The 14,443-nt window shown below is 38.5% G+C and carries 14 protein-coding genes and 1 pseudogene; 5 read left to right on the top strand and 10 right to left on the bottom strand.

Translation table 11 applies throughout. The features are described 5' to 3' along the window. Window position 1: 1 nt before the first annotated feature. The 5 genes and pseudogenes from gmd to B9N62_RS07910 all read right to left on the bottom strand — a co-directional run bounded on the left by gmd (window position 2) and on the right by B9N62_RS07910 (window position 7,910). A pseudogene (gene gmd / locus B9N62_RS07935) lies at window positions 2–1,143 on the bottom strand (GDP-mannose 4,6-dehydratase). Between the two features lie 3 nt (window positions 1,144–1,146). Next, window positions 1,147–2,517, bottom strand: coding sequence for a mannose-1-phosphate guanylyltransferase/mannose-6-phosphate isomerase (locus tag B9N62_RS07930; protein ID WP_087585054.1), 1,371 nt, complete (start codon window positions 2,515–2,517; stop codon window positions 1,147–1,149). A gap of 108 nt (window positions 2,518–2,625) precedes the next feature. Continuing rightward, window positions 2,626–3,513, bottom strand: coding sequence for a DNA-binding protein (locus B9N62_RS07925; RefSeq protein ID WP_087585053.1), 888 nt, complete (start codon window positions 3,511–3,513; stop codon window positions 2,626–2,628). A 65-nt stretch (window positions 3,514–3,578) separates the two neighbouring features. After that, window positions 3,579–5,852, bottom strand: a complete 2,274-nt coding sequence (gene metE / locus B9N62_RS07920) for a 5-methyltetrahydropteroyltriglutamate--homocysteine S-methyltransferase (protein WP_087585052.1) — start codon at window positions 5,850–5,852, stop codon at window positions 3,579–3,581. A gap of 561 nt (window positions 5,853–6,413) precedes the next feature. Beyond that, window positions 6,414–7,910 carry a C69 family dipeptidase gene (locus B9N62_RS07910; RefSeq protein WP_087585050.1) on the bottom strand — a complete coding sequence of 499 codons (1,497 nt, stop codon included), beginning with the start codon at window positions 7,908–7,910 and terminating at the stop codon, window positions 6,414–6,416. 201 nt (window positions 7,911–8,111) lie between these two features. Here B9N62_RS07910 and rpmI point away from each other — a divergent pair, with 201 nt between their 5' ends. Beyond that, entirely contained in the window at window positions 8,112–8,303 is a 192-nt protein-coding gene (gene rpmI / locus B9N62_RS07905) for a 50S ribosomal protein L35 (protein ID WP_021090212.1), read from the top strand. A gap of 100 nt (window positions 8,304–8,403) precedes the next feature. Further along, window positions 8,404–8,760, top strand: a complete 357-nt coding sequence (gene rplT / locus B9N62_RS07900) for a 50S ribosomal protein L20 (RefSeq protein ID WP_004317321.1) — start codon at window positions 8,404–8,406, stop codon at window positions 8,758–8,760. Between the two features lie 228 nt (window positions 8,761–8,988). On the opposite strand, the gene dapF is transcribed toward rplT, so the two are convergent. Both dapF and coaE read right to left on the bottom strand, forming a co-directional pair. Further along, window positions 8,989–9,732 carry a diaminopimelate epimerase gene (dapF, locus tag B9N62_RS07895; protein ID WP_087585049.1) on the bottom strand — a complete coding sequence of 248 codons (744 nt, stop codon included), beginning with the start codon at window positions 9,730–9,732 and terminating at the stop codon, window positions 8,989–8,991. 47 nt (window positions 9,733–9,779) lie between these two features. Then, on the bottom strand, window positions 9,780–10,376 hold the full coding sequence (gene coaE, locus B9N62_RS07890) for a dephospho-CoA kinase (RefSeq protein WP_087585048.1): 597 nt from the start codon (window positions 10,374–10,376) through the stop codon (window positions 9,780–9,782). Window positions 10,377–10,456: 80 nt separating this feature from the next. Between coaE and purM the strand changes: the two genes are divergently transcribed. Genes purM through B9N62_RS07875 form a run of 3 tightly spaced genes read left to right on the top strand, consistent with a single transcriptional unit; the run spans window position 10,457 to window position 12,121 of the window. Further along, window positions 10,457–11,440 (top strand): phosphoribosylformylglycinamidine cyclo-ligase, encoded by a 984-nt coding sequence (purM, locus tag B9N62_RS07885; RefSeq protein WP_087585047.1) that lies wholly within the window; start codon window positions 10,457–10,459, stop codon window positions 11,438–11,440. Further along, complete coding sequence (locus B9N62_RS07880; RefSeq protein ID WP_087585046.1) at window positions 11,440–11,697, top strand: hypothetical protein; 258 nt, start codon at window positions 11,440–11,442, stop codon at window positions 11,695–11,697. The genes purM and B9N62_RS07880 overlap by 1 nt, the downstream gene beginning before the upstream one ends. A gap of 1 nt (window position 11,698) precedes the next feature. Beyond that, window positions 11,699–12,121 (top strand): RDD family protein, encoded by a 423-nt coding sequence (locus tag B9N62_RS07875; RefSeq protein ID WP_087585045.1) that lies wholly within the window; start codon window positions 11,699–11,701, stop codon window positions 12,119–12,121. 3 nt (window positions 12,122–12,124) lie between these two features. Here B9N62_RS07875 and B9N62_RS07870 read toward each other — a convergent pair whose 3' ends face one another. The 3 genes from B9N62_RS07870 to B9N62_RS07860 all read right to left on the bottom strand — a co-directional run bounded on the left by B9N62_RS07870 (window position 12,125) and on the right by B9N62_RS07860 (window position 14,292). Next, complete coding sequence (locus B9N62_RS07870; protein ID WP_087585044.1) at window positions 12,125–12,859, bottom strand: hydroxymethylpyrimidine/phosphomethylpyrimidine kinase; 735 nt, start codon at window positions 12,857–12,859, stop codon at window positions 12,125–12,127. 92 nt (window positions 12,860–12,951) lie between these two features. After that, the gene (locus B9N62_RS07865) at window positions 12,952–13,521 is read right to left on the bottom strand and encodes a hypothetical protein (protein ID WP_087585043.1); all 570 of its coding nucleotides are present in this window, start codon (window positions 13,519–13,521) and stop codon (window positions 12,952–12,954) included. Window positions 13,522–13,611: 90 nt separating this feature from the next. Continuing rightward, window positions 13,612–14,292 carry a response regulator transcription factor gene (locus B9N62_RS07860; RefSeq protein WP_087585042.1) on the bottom strand — a complete coding sequence of 227 codons (681 nt, stop codon included), beginning with the start codon at window positions 14,290–14,292 and terminating at the stop codon, window positions 13,612–13,614. Window positions 14,293–14,443: the final 151 nt, after the last annotated feature.

The raw sequence follows: 14,443 nt of genomic DNA, 5'->3' as shown, positions 1-14,443 counted from the left end.
CTTACTCGAAATAGCTCATTATCTCATATCCGCCATCTTTTAGATAGACATCTTTTGTCATGAGCTTTAAGTCCGACTTCATCATATCGTTTACTAGGTCTTGAAGGTTAAATTCTCTCTTCCAGCCTAGTTTTTCTCTGCTTTACTAGGATCCCCAAGCAGCAAATCAACCTCCGTTGGTCTAAAATATCTTGGATCTATGCAAACCACAGTTTGTCCGATACTTAAATGAGATATATCTAAATTTAACTCTTTTGCTTTTTCAAAACTTAGTGAGTCCACAACTCCTACCTCATCTACGCCAACCCCTTCAAATCTCAAATTTATGCCAGCATAAGCAAATGCAAATTTTACAAAATCTCTAACTGCTGTTGTTTGTCCAGTTGCTATCACCCAGTCTTCTGGCTCTGGGGCTTGTAGTATCATCCACATCATCTTTACATAATCTTTTGCATGGCCCCAGTCTCTTTTGGCATCTAAATTTCCAAGATAAAGCTTGTCTTGAAGCCCAAGCGCTATCTTACTAGCTGCTCTTGTGATCTTTCTGGTTACGAATGTCTCGCCTCTAACTGGTGATTCGTGATTAAACAATATACCATTACAAGCAAAAATGCCATAAGCCTCTCTATAATTAACCGTTATCCAGTACGCATACATCTTTGCGACTGCATAAGGACTTCTTGGATAAAATGGAGTCGTTTCGCTTTGCGGTGTCTCTTGCACTTTTCCGTAGAGCTCAGAGGTAGAAGCTTGATAAATTTTAGTCTTTTTTTCAGGTCTCAATATCCTTATAGTCTCAAGCAGCCTAAGAGTGCCTGTGCCATCAGCATTTGCAACATATTCTGGAGTTTCAAAACTAACATGCACATGGCTCATAGCAGCTAGATTATAAATTTCATCTGGCTGTACTTCTTGGATGATCCTTGTTAAATTCATAGAGTCCGTCATATCACCATAATGTAAGAAAAAATTTCTATTATCAACATGCGGATCTTGATAAAGATGATCTATTCTATCTGTATTAAAAAGACTCGTTCGTCTTTTTACGCCATGGACTATATAGCCTTTTTTTAGTAAAAATTCTGCCAGATACGATCCATCTTGACCAGTTATACCAGTTATTAACGCTACTTTTTTATCCATAAATCACCTTTTAAAATCATCATCTAGGCGAATTATATCATCTTCGCCTGTATATTCACCGACCTGAGCTTCTATCAAAACCACAGGAATTTTTCCTTCATTAGACAGCCTATGAATTTCACCCATTTTTATATAGATAGACTCATTAGGACAAACAAGTCTAGTTGTCTCACCTATCGTAACGGTGGCGCTACCTGATAGCACTATCCAATGCTCATTTCTATGAAAATGCTTTTGCAAAGATAGTCTTTTGCCAGGTTTTACCTCTATTATCTTTATCTTATAACCATCTTGATTTTCAAGAACAGTGTAGTTTCCCCAAGGCCTATTTGTCGTAACATGGGCATTACAAAGCTCAGAGCTCTCCTCTTTTAAAATTTCCACCACATTTTTTACTTTTTGGCTAGAAGATTTTTTAGATATTAAAAGAGCATCTTTTGTATCAACAACAGTTAGATCATCGACATCTATTAAAGCTATTTTTTTGCCACTAGATAGGACTAGATTATTGTTAGAATTTATCTGCACAAGATCACTATTTATTGTATTTCCATTGATATCTTTTTGTAGCTGCTCATCCAAACTATCAAAACTTCCAAGATCGCTCCAAGATGCATCTAGTACTACCATTTTTACGATACCAGACTTTTCCATCACAGCATAATCTATGCTATTTTGGGGAATATTTTGCATATCGGTAGTGTCTATTTTGATATCAAATTCGTCTTTTTTTGCGTTATCAAAAGCAAGTTTACATGCTTCAAATATCTCAGGAGCAAAAATTTTCATCTGATCCAAGAAAACGCCTGCCTTAAAGACAAACATGCCTGAATTCCAGTAGAAATTTTGATCTTTTAGAAATTTCACCGCTCTTTCATAATCTGGCTTTTCATAAAAAGCCTTTACATCGCCATTAAAACTCTCAATATAGCCAAATCCCGTCTCAGGTGACTTTGGTTTTACCCCAAAAGTAACCAAAAAATTTTGCTCTGCCAGCTCTTTTGCTACCTTTACACTTGCTTGATACTCTTTAACGTCTTTTATCAAATGATCCGATGGCGTTACTAAAACCACTTCGTTTGGATCAAGTGCGAGGCAAGCCAATGTGATCGCTGGCGCAGTATTTCTACCAACTGGCTCGAGAAGATATTTAAAATTTGTGATATTTAAATTTTCTATCTGATCCATCGCCAAGTAGTAGTGATCGATATTTGTAATCACAAATGTATTGTCACAAATTTCACTATTTCGTAGTGCAGTTAGCTGAAAAAGTGATCTATCGTCAAATAATTTAATAAATTGTTTTGGCATTAAAGTCCTGCTAATAGGCCACAACCTCGTACCAGAACCACCACATAATAATATATTTGTCATAAATTTTATCTACTTTAAAATGAGCTTAAAAATCTTATATAATTAAAGCTAAAAAAGACTAAGAACTTACTAAAACTATCTAAAATATAAGTTTTGATAGCTAAACCATCAAAACACCTCTCTCATCTTGTGTGTTAGCTCCAGGCTCGCTTCTATCTCAGCTCTTTTTGCCATTACGCTCTCTATATTGACACCGACATTTATGCCAAGCTTTTTAGCAAATTCATAAAGCTCTGCAAAATTTTCAAGGCAAATTTGTGATGCCGTGGCTAAAAAATCATCACTCCCAAGCATCCTTTTTTCGCTCTTTTCATCAACGCTTATTCCAAGCCACTTGATAAACTCTAGCGTTTTTGGGGTGCCACAAGTCGTAAATGTCAAAATAATAGGCAAATTTAACCCACTTTTTGCCACGCTTGTTAGTAAATTTTTAGCCAAATTTATATCAAAAACCGCCTGTGAGATGAAAAATTTTGCCCCCATTTTGGCCTTTTGGCTCATCCTTTGCTCTTCATCGCCCTTTTTTGCGTGCCTCTCAGCTATACAAACACCGCCCACTACAAGCTCTTTAAACTCGTCTCTAGCGATCTCATAAGCACGCTCTAAGCTCATTTTAGGTTCTACTTTGCCAGAAGCAACACCGACAAAGACATTTATATCGCTGCTACTTTTGGCTAAATTTGCTCTAAATTCGCTCTCATTATATTTGTTCGCGACCCTATAAAAGATGCTTGGTGTCTTTAAATTTAGATATTTTGAGTAGTAAATTTCAGGACTTAATGTATCGCTAAATTCAAAAGTTCGCTCGCTTTTTATACGGCTACTTTCATCTTGGATCTCATAAAGCACCAAACCATCAGCCTGCACTTCTGTGATCCTCTTGTCCCATTTTGCAGCGATCTCTTTAAGCTTCGCCTCGTCAAATTCAGCCTTTGGAGGCGTTAAGCCATAAAGCACTATACCACTTTCATTGTTTATGATCTTATCTTTTAACATTTTCTAACTTTTTTGAAATTTAAACGGAGTTTAGCGCCTAGGCTTGCTAGACGCTAAAATTTGGATTATAGACCTCTTACGATCTTGACAGCCTCTACCATGTTTTTAAGGCTTGGCTCGACCTCTTCCCATTTTCTGGTTTTTAGGCCACAGTCTGGGTTGATCCAGAGTTGCTCTTTTGGCAAGACTTCAAGCAGAGCTTTGATCTGAGCGACGATCTCCTCGACACTTGGCACGCGTGGGCTGTGGATGTCGTAAACGCCAGGTCCGACCTCTTGTTTGTAGCCAATAGCTTTGAAAATTTTAAGTAGCTCGTTGCCACTTCTTGCAGTCTCGATACTGATAACATCAGCGTCCATTGCTTCGATAGTCTTGATAATATCATTAAATTCAGAGTAGCACATATGTGTGTGGATCTGAGTTTTCGCCTCGGCTGAGCTTACTGAAAGCTTGAAGCAATCAACCGCAAATTTCTCATAAGCTGGGATATTTTCAGCTCTTAGTGGATAGCCCTCTTTAAATGCTGCCTCATCGACTTGGATCACTCTGATGCCCGCATTTTGAAGATCTGCGATCTCGTCATAGATACAAAGTGCAAGCTGTTTTGCTACCTCGCTTCTTGGAAGATCGTCACGCACAAAGCTCCAGTTTAGCATAGTCACAGGTCCAGTTAACATGCCCTTCATTACGTGTTTTGTGATGCTTTGAGCGTATTTCATCCACTTAACAGTCATTGGCTCTGGGCGGCTTACGTCACCAAAGAGAAGTGGTGGCTTGACGCAGCGGCTGCCGTAGCTTTGTACCCAGCCATTTTGGCTAAATGCGTATCCGCTGATCTGCTCGCCAAAGTACTCAACCATGTCATTTCTCTCTGGCTCGCCGTGTACTAGCACGTCTAGGCCGATATCTTCTTGAAATTTCACGCACTCATCGATATATTTTTTGATACCAGCTTCATAAGCAGCTGCGTCGATCTCGCCTTTTTTAAAATTTTGGCGAAGTACACGAAGATCAACCGTTTGAGGGAAGCTGCCTATTGTCGTTGTTGGCAAGATGCCGTATTTTAGCGTTTCACGTTGGATTTTGATGCGATCTTCAAATTTCTCGTCACGCTCAAATTTGCTTAAATTTTTGATGCGGTTTTGAACGCTATCAGAGTGGATGAGCTTTGAAGTAGCGCGAGTTTTAACAGCGTTTTTGTTCTCTTCATAAATTTTTGTTTCGCTCTCATCAAGCTTCTCGCCGTTTGCAAGTTTTGTGATGATCTTGATCTCATCAAGCTTCTCGACCGCAAAGCTTAGCCAGCTTTTGATCTCTGGGTTTAAATTCTCTTCATATTTTAGAGTGTATGGCACGTGTAGAAGTGAGCATGAAGTACCGATGTAAAAGTCTTTACCGCCTATTTTTTCTGAAATTTTACCTACAAGTTTTACTTTTTCATCGATGTTGCTCTTCCAGATATTTCTGCCGTCTATAACGCCAGCAAATAGCGTTAAATGGCTGTTTTTGATAGTCTCAAGTGCTTCGAAATTTCTCTTGCCGTGGATGAAGTCAAGCGCGATACCGTAAATTTTAGTTTTAGCCACTTCGCTAACTGCCTTGATCGCATGCTCAAAATATGTCGCAAATACGATTTTAACGTTGTTAGCTACGCCTGTTAGCTCGTTATAGACCTTTGTGATAAGTGGCAAAAGGTCGCTTTCGTTTTTATCAGTTACAAAGATCGGCTCGTCAAACTGCACTAAAATTTCATCATCAAGCTTAGAAATTTGCTCAACTAGCTTTTTGTACTCGCCTACAAGCGCATCAAGGTGCTTAAATGGGCAGCTACCATCAGTCGTTTTTGAAAGAGCCAAAAATGTGATAGGGCCGATCAAATTTACCTTGCCTTTTACGCCGTTAGCCTTTGCCTCTTTGTACTCGGCTAAAATTTTGTCAGCTTTTAGGCTAAATTTACTCTCGCTGCTAAGCTCAGGCACGATGTAGTGGTAGTTTGTGTTAAACCACTTTGTCATCTCCATCGCAACGCCATTTTTGTTGCCCCTTGAGCAAGCAAAATATTGCTCTAAGCCGCTTAAATTTGCAAATCTTGGAGGTGTAGCACCAAAGGCGATGATGTTATCAAGCATTAGGTCGTAAAATGAGAAATCATTTACGCTAATAGCCGAAATGCCAGCGTCTTGTTGATATTTCCAATGTCTTTGGCGAAGTGTCTTTGCAGTCTCTTGCAAATTCTCTTCGCTAAAACCCTCTTTACCAGCCCAAAAGCCCTCTAATGCACGCTTTAACTCTCTTTTCTCTCCAATTCTTGGAAAACCTAAAATATAACTTTTTATCATTTTTATCCTTTATAAATTTAACTTTGCAGATGAAAATTCGCTCTGCGGACTACTATAAAACTGTGCAAAGCACAGCAACCTTGAATATTTTTATGCAGGTACAAGGGGGCTAGAATTACGAAACCGCCCCCTTATCCCTGCGACCTAAACCCCCAGCACGTTCAATGTTGTTGCGCTGCGCACAAGTCTAGGTCACACCACACACGGTGGATGACACCCACTTCTTCTTAAGCTAAAGTAAAATTTATAAAAAACCCTGCTAAAAAGATCCTTGCCAAATTTCAAACACTGCTTAGTTTTATTTTTAAAAATATAGTTACAATGTAGCGGGCCTGCTAGCAAAAATGGATTTATATCAATTTGAAAAAATGTAAAATTGTTTAAAAATTTGCGTGTTTTTTGAAAATTGCTGATATGTTTTTTGCCGAGATTAACGAGCTTTATGCATGGGACAAGGCATCAGCGTTTTTCCTTTGTAGTGAATTTTTGCCGCATTATAAACGCTCTTTGCCAAATTTTTGTTTAAAGTTTGGGCACTACTAAATTTCACGCCCAAAATTTTTAGTCTTTTTTGCCTTTATTTAAAGATTTTAGCTTAGCGTCCATATCGGCTGTAAGCATGGTAAAGACCTTATTTGTAAGCTCCTGAGTTAAGTCTTTAGCCTCTTGCATAGTCTTTTTACTAAATTCATTTAGGAGTTTGTCCGCTTTTTTCTTATCTTTTTTATAAAGCTTTACGTACTCATCTTCAAATTTGGCCTGTTTTGCCGCCAACTCTTTTTCAAATTTAGCGTAGGCCTCTTTTACCACTGGCGAATACTTCTCATAATCAATCATTACAAGGGTTTGAAGCTTTCTATAAACCCAATATATCGAAGTATCATCAGCGTCGTATGAGCCATCAGAGTAGCCTTTTATAAAGCTATCAAGCCCCTCGTAATACGGCAAATAAACGCTAAGATCAGCCATGCCAAGAGCGACGTAGGTCACACGGCCGATCTCTTTTGGTAGCCATGGACGCACCTGCATGACGTGAGACTCGTATGTTCTAAAGACGCTTATAGCGCGGTAGATGTTTTTCTTATCTTCATCTTTGCTAGCGTAGTTATCAAATGGCGTGCCGTTGTAGTGGGCTCTCATCGCAGCTTTTAGATCCTCGACACTTAGTTTCTTCTCTGGTTTTAAAAATACTGGAAATTTTTGTCCGTCAGCGAAGTCTTGTTTTAGGCTTGGGTTAAACATGCTTTGAACCCAGCAAACACGTGGGTAGTTATAAGTCACATCTCTCTCATCATCCCTTGTATAGGCCTTTGTAAAGTTAAATTCGCCGTCTTTTGCAGGGTCATAGGTCTTGTTATCGATCGCAAATTTGATGACATCTTTTGCGCCCATGAAATTTGGATCATTCTCTTTATAAGCGTGAAGTCTGCCTTGGTTTGCAGTGACGAAATACTCATCTTGTGGGATCTTTGAAGCGATCCATTTATGACCTGTGCCAGTCTCAAAGTACCAAAGCTCGTTTGCATCGACAAATACCACGCCAAAGCCCTCGCCAGCGCCTTTTGTCTCCACTATCTCGCCAAGAAGCTTAACGCCCTCTTTTGCACTCTTCATACGTGGCAAAAGCACGTCTGGGATGTCGTCCTCGGTGATGCCGGTCTCTTCGTTATATGGGTCGATCTTTAAAAGCTCATCTTTTGCGTAGATAGTCTCAGTGCCGCTTAGTCCAACGCCAGCCTCGTTGTAGCCGACTGCTCCGTGAAGTTTTGTATGAGAGTTTGCGATGGTTGTGTATCTCATGCCATCTTTTGGAAGTGGATATGTAAAGTCATTTGCGCCGTCATGTGCCTTTGAGCTATGCATACCAGTTTGATTCTTTTTTGCTGGATGGATCAAAAAGACTTGTGCCTTTACAGCCTTGCTGTCTGCGCTCCTGGCAACCAGCATGGAGCCGTCATTTGAAGCTTTATCTCCTACTAAAATAGTAGTGCATGCCAAGCTACTTGTGCCTAAGATCGCACTCATAGCGACGATTGATGCAAGAATTTTGCCTTTCATTTTTACTCCTTTAGTGAAATAAAATTTCTTTATGTGATTATATGCAATTTTTAATAATTCAATTATAAATTTTAAAATTTTTTTAAGTTTAATGTCAATTTATTGCAAATTTTGTCTAAGTGAAATTTAAATTTTCTAAAGGATTTTTCGCTATAATCCAAAACTTACGCAATTGCGTATAAAATTTCAAAAAGGATTAGCATGCCAAAGATGAAAACCGTTCGCGGTGCTGCTAAGCGCTTTAAAGTAGGTAAAAATAAGATAAAAAGAGGCTCTGCTTTTAGAAGCCATATCTTAACAAAAAAACCTACTAAGCGTATGAGAGACCTTCGTGGCCCACACTACGTGGATAGCACAAACGTCTCAGCCGTTCGCAAAATGCTCGGCGTATAAAAGCAGCGTAGATTTAAGTTTTTGACAAAAAGTCATTCAAACTCCCCCAAATTTAGGGGCAAGACTCACTTCGTGAGCGCCAATTTGTAAAAGGATAAATATGGCAAGAGTAAAAACAGGCGTAGTTAGAAGAAGACGCCATAAGAAAGTTTTAAAGCTAGCACGTGGCTTTTTCAGTGCTAGACATAAACACTTTAGAAAAGCTAAAGAGCAACTAGAGAGAAGTTTAGTTTACGCATACCGCGACAGACGCCAGAAAAAACGTGATTTCAGACGTTTATGGATCGTTCGTATCAACGCAGCTTGCAGACTAAACGACATTAGCTATTCAAGATTTATCAACGGCTTAAATAAAGCTAAGATCGAACTTGATAGAAAAATTTTAGCTGATCTGGCTATGAATGACGCGAAGGCATTTGCGGCACTTGCAAAACAAGCAAAAGATGCTTTGAAATAACACCTTTTCTCCGCTTCGGCGGAGATTTTCTTTTTTTTAAATTCCTATCAAATTTTTATTAAAATTTATTTTTCGAGATTTTAACTTAGTTATTTTGTATTCAAATTTCAAATTAAAACCACATATAAAATTTTACTTCATCAGCCGAGTACAAATTTTAGTGATGTAAATTTGAAAAATTACTTACTATGACTAGCCTGGAGCAAGTATTTAAACTCACCCTAAAAGCTAAATTTCAATACTCGTATTAAAGCAGTGTTTCACCGCTCCACTAAATAAAATTTTGCCGCTTTCTAGTCTAAGTCCAAGCTCCTCGCCGCTTTTTGGATAGACTTTTAGGCATTGCGGCGCGTTTAAATTTAAAGTAGCTCCGTAAAAACAAGCCGCCATGCCAGTGCCACAAGCTAGCGTCTCGTCCTCCACGCCCCTTTCATAGGTTCTAACCTTTAAAACACCGCCATCAAATTTGGCTAAATTTACATTTGCATTGTATTTTTGGCGAAGTGCCCTGCACTCTTTGACGTCAAATTCATCTAAATTTTGTGTGAAATTTACAAGATGAGGCACGCCAGTATCGTAAAAATACCAAGTTTTGCCGCCTTCATTTAGTGGCTCGCTTAAAATTTTTGGACTTGTTAGCACAACCTCGACACACTCGTTTTTCACGCTTGCCATCACCTCGCCACTGCCAGTTAGTAGAGCAAATTCGTTTGAACTTACAAGGCCGTTTAGATAGGCATATCTAGCAGCCGCACGAGAGCCGTTGCCACACATCGCAGCGTAGCTTCCATCGCTGTTGTAAAACTCCCATTTCACGCCCTTTTCATAAGGCAAAAGTACTATTAGCCCATCAGCTCCCACGCCGTTTGTTCGGCTGCAAATTTGCCTTGCTAGCTCGCTTCTATCTTTGTTCAAAAATGTATGAAATATGACAAAATCATTACCGCTAGCGTTGTACTTTGAAACTTGCATTATTTTTCCTTTAAAATTGCTCTACTTTTTGCCGAATTTATATAAACTCAGCCACAAATTTGCCTTAGAAATTTCTCTAGTTCTTGCTCTAAATTTTCTTTATCGCCACTATTATCTATTATAAAATTTGCCTTTTTTCGCTTTTGCTCGATATCCATCTGAAGCTCCACTCTTGCTTTTGCTTCTTCTAATTTTAGACCGTTTCGGTTCATTAAGCGGCTTAGCAAAAGCTCTTTTGGCGCATAAATCACTGCTACATTTTTAAACTCAGCGTAGCGATCCTCTTTTTCAAAAAATAAAGGGATATCAACAAAATAAACCTGCCCCAAGCACTCAAGTTTCGTAGCGCGAGATAAAATTTCTTCCTTTATCTTTGGATGCAAAATTTGCTCTAAAATTTTTAATTTTTTTAGATCATTAAAAACAATGGCACCAAGTTTTTGCCGATCGATCTTGCCAGCTTCGTCTAAAATTTGCTCTTTAAAAACTTCCACTATCTCACATTTACAAATTTCAAGCTGCTCATGAGCGATCACATCCGCATCAATCACGCTAAAGCCTCGTTCTTTTAGCAAATTTATAGCCGTGCTTTTACCGCTAGAGATCGAGCCTGTGACGACATAAGCGTTTGGAAATTTCTGCAAACTCGCTCCATTTTTGAAAATTGATGACAATTTTAGCAACTTTTGGCTAAAGTTTTAAAAAATTACAAAAAAGGGCAAAGATGATAAGCTATAAAGATGCTGGAGTGGATATAGATGCTGGAAATAGCTTTGTTGAGGCGATAAAGCCTTTTGTAAAATCTACACAAACACCAAACGTTATAGGCGGCATTGGGTCATTTTCAGGAGCGGTCAGGCTACCGAGCGGATATAAAAATCCAGCCATTTTGGGAGCGACTGATGGCGTTGGCACAAAGCTTCGCCTAGCTATCGATGCTAAGAAATTTGACGGCGTGGGCGAGGATCTAGTTGCAATGTGCGTAAATGATCTCATCTGCAACTTCGCTACACCACTCTTTTTCCTCGACTACTACGCAACAGCAAAGCTTGAGATAGAGAGTGCCAAAGAGGTAGTAAAAAGCATTGCAAATGGTTGCAAAAAGGCTCAATGCGCGCTAATAGGTGGTGAGACAGCCGAGATGCCATCGATGTATGAAAAGGGTGATTTTGACCTTGCTGGATTTGCCGTTGGTATCGCTGAGGCTGATGAGATCGATAGAAGCAAATTTGTAAAAGCTGGTGACGTTTTAGTCGCACTTCCAAGCAGTGGCCTGCACTCAAATGGCTTCTCTCTTGCAAGAAAAGTAGTAAGCGAGCTTGGACTAAAATTTGATGAAAAAGTAGGCGATCGCGAGCTCATCGACGTGCTTCTTGAGCCAACAAGAATTTACGTTAGCGACTTTTTAAGATTAAAAGATAAGATTACGGCAATGGCTCACATTACTGGTGGTGGCATAGTTGAAAACTTGCCTCGCGTCTTTCCTGCTGGACTTGGTGCAAAAGTACAAAAAAGTACTATAAAAACGCCTGAAATTTTTAGAATCCTCGCCCAAAAAGTAGAAGATAGCGAGATGATGAGGACTTTTAACATGGGCGTTGGCATGATATTAGTTGTGCCAAAAGAAAACGCAGATGCTGTCCTAGCTAGTAGCGATGGCTACGTGATCGGCGAAGTAGTAAATGGCAAAGGCGTAGAGCTAGTTTAATGCAAAGAAATAGCGAAAAACGCCTGCTAAGGACTGAAAATAAAAGCTTTTTTGATCTTAGCATTTATAAGTATATAGGCTGTTTTGGCGTGCTAGAAAGCGATATCAAAAAACTTGATCTCTATAGTCACTGGTGCAAGGTCTCATGTGCCTCTACTATGCTCTGCGTCACGCATGATAGCGGCGAGAGTGACAACCTAGTCTATCTATATGACTGGGAGAAATTTAGCCGTATCTACATAAATACAGGAAATTGAGTTGGCAAAACAAAAGGCAAGAATCGCACCTGTTTGGGCTAGAGTAAAGGCATTTATCATCGATCTTTTTATCATCGGTATGCCTATATTTTATGCGACAACATATCTTGTGCTTGATGGCAAAGAGGCATTTTTGCATAACCAAATTGCTATTTTTGGTGCAAATAGCCTGATCTCACTTATAATGTGCCTTTTTTTTAGCATAAAAGCACAAACTCCGGGCTACAAAGCACAAGAAATTTATCTAATAAACCTAAAAACCGGTAGAAAACTAAGCTTTTTTCACACCATCTTGCGCCAAATTTGCTTTGCCTTTGCTGGCTTTAGCATACTTGGACTTTGCCTTTGTTTCTTTAGAAAAGATAAACTAAATCTACACGACATCATCACTCACTCAGCTGCCGTGCAAAGATCAGAGGGATAAATTTTACTTCGCTCCATGCCAAAGTAGGCGATTTTTACCAAGTTTTGTATCTATGCTCTCTTTTATGATAGAGCAAATATACTCTTTTGAAAGTTGTATAGACTCCTCTAAGCTCTTGCCCTTTGCTAAAAAGCAAGCAAGTGCAGTTGAGAAGCTACAACCAGTCCCACTCATTACAAGCGGATTAACAAGTGGGGTCTTAAAATTTCTTAGCGAACCATCTTTTTTATAAAGTGTGTCTATACTGCTATCTTCGCTAATATGTTTCTTTACGATGACGTCACAAGGCAAATCTTTATAATCATCACCAAAAAGCACATTTGCCTCATCTAAATTTGGAGTAGTTACCGTTGCTAAGCTCATTAGCTCTTTTAGCTTTGTCACTGCACTATCTTTTATAAGCTTGTGTCCGCTTTTTGAGACGCAAACTGGATCAAGCACTACTTTGGTATTTTGAGCTAGTAAAAACTCATGCACCACCTCCATGATCTCCTCACTAAATAACATACCTATCTTAATCGCATCAAAGCTAAATTCTTCCGCAAGCGTATTTAGCTGATCTTTGACAAAACTAGGCTCTAAGCAAACCACGCTTTTTACGGCATCCGTAGTCTCAGCGACCAAAGAAGTTACCGCTGTTGCACTATAACAATTAAACCTAGCACATGTTTTTATATCTGCTTGAAGCCCAGCTGTGCCACTATTACAAGAGCCTGCGATGATTAGAATTTTTTTCATCGTTTTCCTTTGAAATTTTTAGCTTATTATAGAGGATATTATATAAATTTGAGTTTTTTAAAACAGAAGAAATTTGAGCAAAAAGCTCAAATTTATGAAAGTTTATTGAAGTCGTTATCGATATCTATATATATCGTAGTTGCGTTAAGATTTGTATGTTCAAAGCTAGGATCTACCTGCTTATCGCTCTCTTTATGTTCATTCATTTTAGCTAAAAGATCATCTTCTCTTAATCCATGCTCATTTGCTAAATTTGGATCTATTTCATTAAAACTAATATTTACGCTAGCCTCATCATTTGGCTCTTCTTGCTCTAAATTGGTTGCACTAAGGATATCATCTACTTTTTCATTTATATGATCTAAAATCGATACATAATCATTGCCAAGAAGCGCTTTAAACAATGCGTCAGTATCTATGCTAGACTCACCAACATCATCGCTTACTACGCTACTATCTAGCCAAAGAGTATCGTATCCGTTTATTGATATATCTTGTCCATCATTTGCAGTGATTGTAATGCTTGAGCTTTCGCTCTCGCCCTTTATAGCCTCTCCGATATATACTTTATCATTTACGTCTAAAACTCTTACATGATCATTTTGGTCTATCGCTATAACATCAGATAAAACACTTTTAACTATACCAGCTACTGCTGCCATCTTTATTCCTTATTTTTATTTGTCGGTATTTTAATATATTTAATTACTTTTGTATATTGTACTATGGTACAAGGTAGCGATAATCCTAAATCATTCAGACTTTGTGATTAAAATATATCCACTCTCGCTGATATTTTTAAATTTCACACCAAGCTCACGCTTTAGACGAAGTATCACATTTTGGATAGCCGCCTTGCTAACATCGCTTTCATAGACAAATTCTTCTATCATCTCATAAGTAACTAGCTTATTTAGATTATAAGCAAAGAGCCAAAATATCTTATTTTGCAAGAAGCTAAGATAAATTTCAATGCCGTTTTTATAAATTTTCTCTCTTTTTAAATTTATACTCACCTCATCGCTTAAATAAACTAGCTTTTCATCTCGTTCAAAACTTAAACTAATAAGCATTGACCTAAGATCCTTCATATCAATAGGCTTTTTTAAAAAAAGCATCGCCCCTTCCTCCATGCTTTTTATCAAATTTTCATCGCTATCATAAGAGGTAAAGACGATAAATTTTTGGTGCGGTTTTATGCGCTTCATCTCATTCATCATCTCAAAGCCATTAAGCACTGGCATGTGAATATCACTCATCACAATATCAAAGCCTTGCTTTTTAAATTTCTCTACGCCATCTTGTCCATTGCAAGCACCAATTACCTGTTTGCAATAAGGTTTAAGCCCACTAATAATAAGCCCTCTTGCCATATCGTCATCTTCGACTACCAAAACGGACGTCTTTTTTAAAATTTCTAAGACTTCTTGCATTTTAGTCCTTTAAATTTATATCAAAACTTAGCTCAAACACCGTTGGCTTTGCGTTATTTACGAGTCTTACGTCACCATTTAGCTTTTCTTGTGCTAGCTTTTTAGCAAAATAAAGTCCTATGCCATTTCCTTACTTTTTGGTGGTATTTAG

The sequence above is a fragment of the Campylobacter concisus genome (assembly GCF_002165785.1).
Taxonomy (GTDB): Bacteria; Campylobacterota; Campylobacteria; order Campylobacterales; family Campylobacteraceae; genus Campylobacter_A; species Campylobacter_A concisus_W.
The sequence above is the reverse complement of the archived record's forward strand: the minus strand, read 5'-3'. Positions and strand labels throughout refer to the sequence as shown.

Bases quoted from the DNA above. Each gene is read 5' to 3' on its own strand.
- B9N62_RS07930 (WP_087585054.1), bottom strand. From the start codon at position 2,517: ATGACAAATATATTATTATGTGGTGGTTCTGGTACGAGGTTGTGGCCT.
- B9N62_RS07925 (WP_087585053.1), bottom strand. From the start codon at position 3,513: ATGTTAAAAGATAAGATCATAAACAATGAAAGTGGTATAGTGCTTTAT.
- metE (WP_087585052.1), bottom strand. From the start codon at position 5,852: ATGATAAAAAGTTATATTTTAGGTTTTCCAAGAATTGGAGAGAAAAGA.
- B9N62_RS07910 (WP_087585050.1), bottom strand. From the start codon at position 7,910: ATGAAAGGCAAAATTCTTGCATCAATCGTCGCTATGAGTGCGATCTTA.
- rpmI (WP_021090212.1), top strand. From the start codon at position 8,112: ATGCCAAAGATGAAAACCGTTCGCGGTGCTGCTAAGCGCTTTAAAGTA.
- rplT (WP_004317321.1), top strand. From the start codon at position 8,404: ATGGCAAGAGTAAAAACAGGCGTAGTTAGAAGAAGACGCCATAAGAAA.
- dapF (WP_087585049.1), bottom strand. From the start codon at position 9,732: ATGCAAGTTTCAAAGTACAACGCTAGCGGTAATGATTTTGTCATATTT.
- purM (WP_087585047.1), top strand. From the start codon at position 10,457: ATGATAAGCTATAAAGATGCTGGAGTGGATATAGATGCTGGAAATAGC.
- B9N62_RS07880 (WP_087585046.1), top strand. From the start codon at position 11,440: ATGCAAAGAAATAGCGAAAAACGCCTGCTAAGGACTGAAAATAAAAGC.
- B9N62_RS07870 (WP_087585044.1), bottom strand. From the start codon at position 12,859: ATGAAAAAAATTCTAATCATCGCAGGCTCTTGTAATAGTGGCACAGCT.
- B9N62_RS07865 (WP_087585043.1), bottom strand. From the start codon at position 13,521: ATGGCAGCAGTAGCTGGTATAGTTAAAAGTGTTTTATCTGATGTTATA.
- B9N62_RS07860 (WP_087585042.1), bottom strand. From the start codon at position 14,292: ATGCAAGAAGTCTTAGAAATTTTAAAAAAGACGTCCGTTTTGGTAGTC.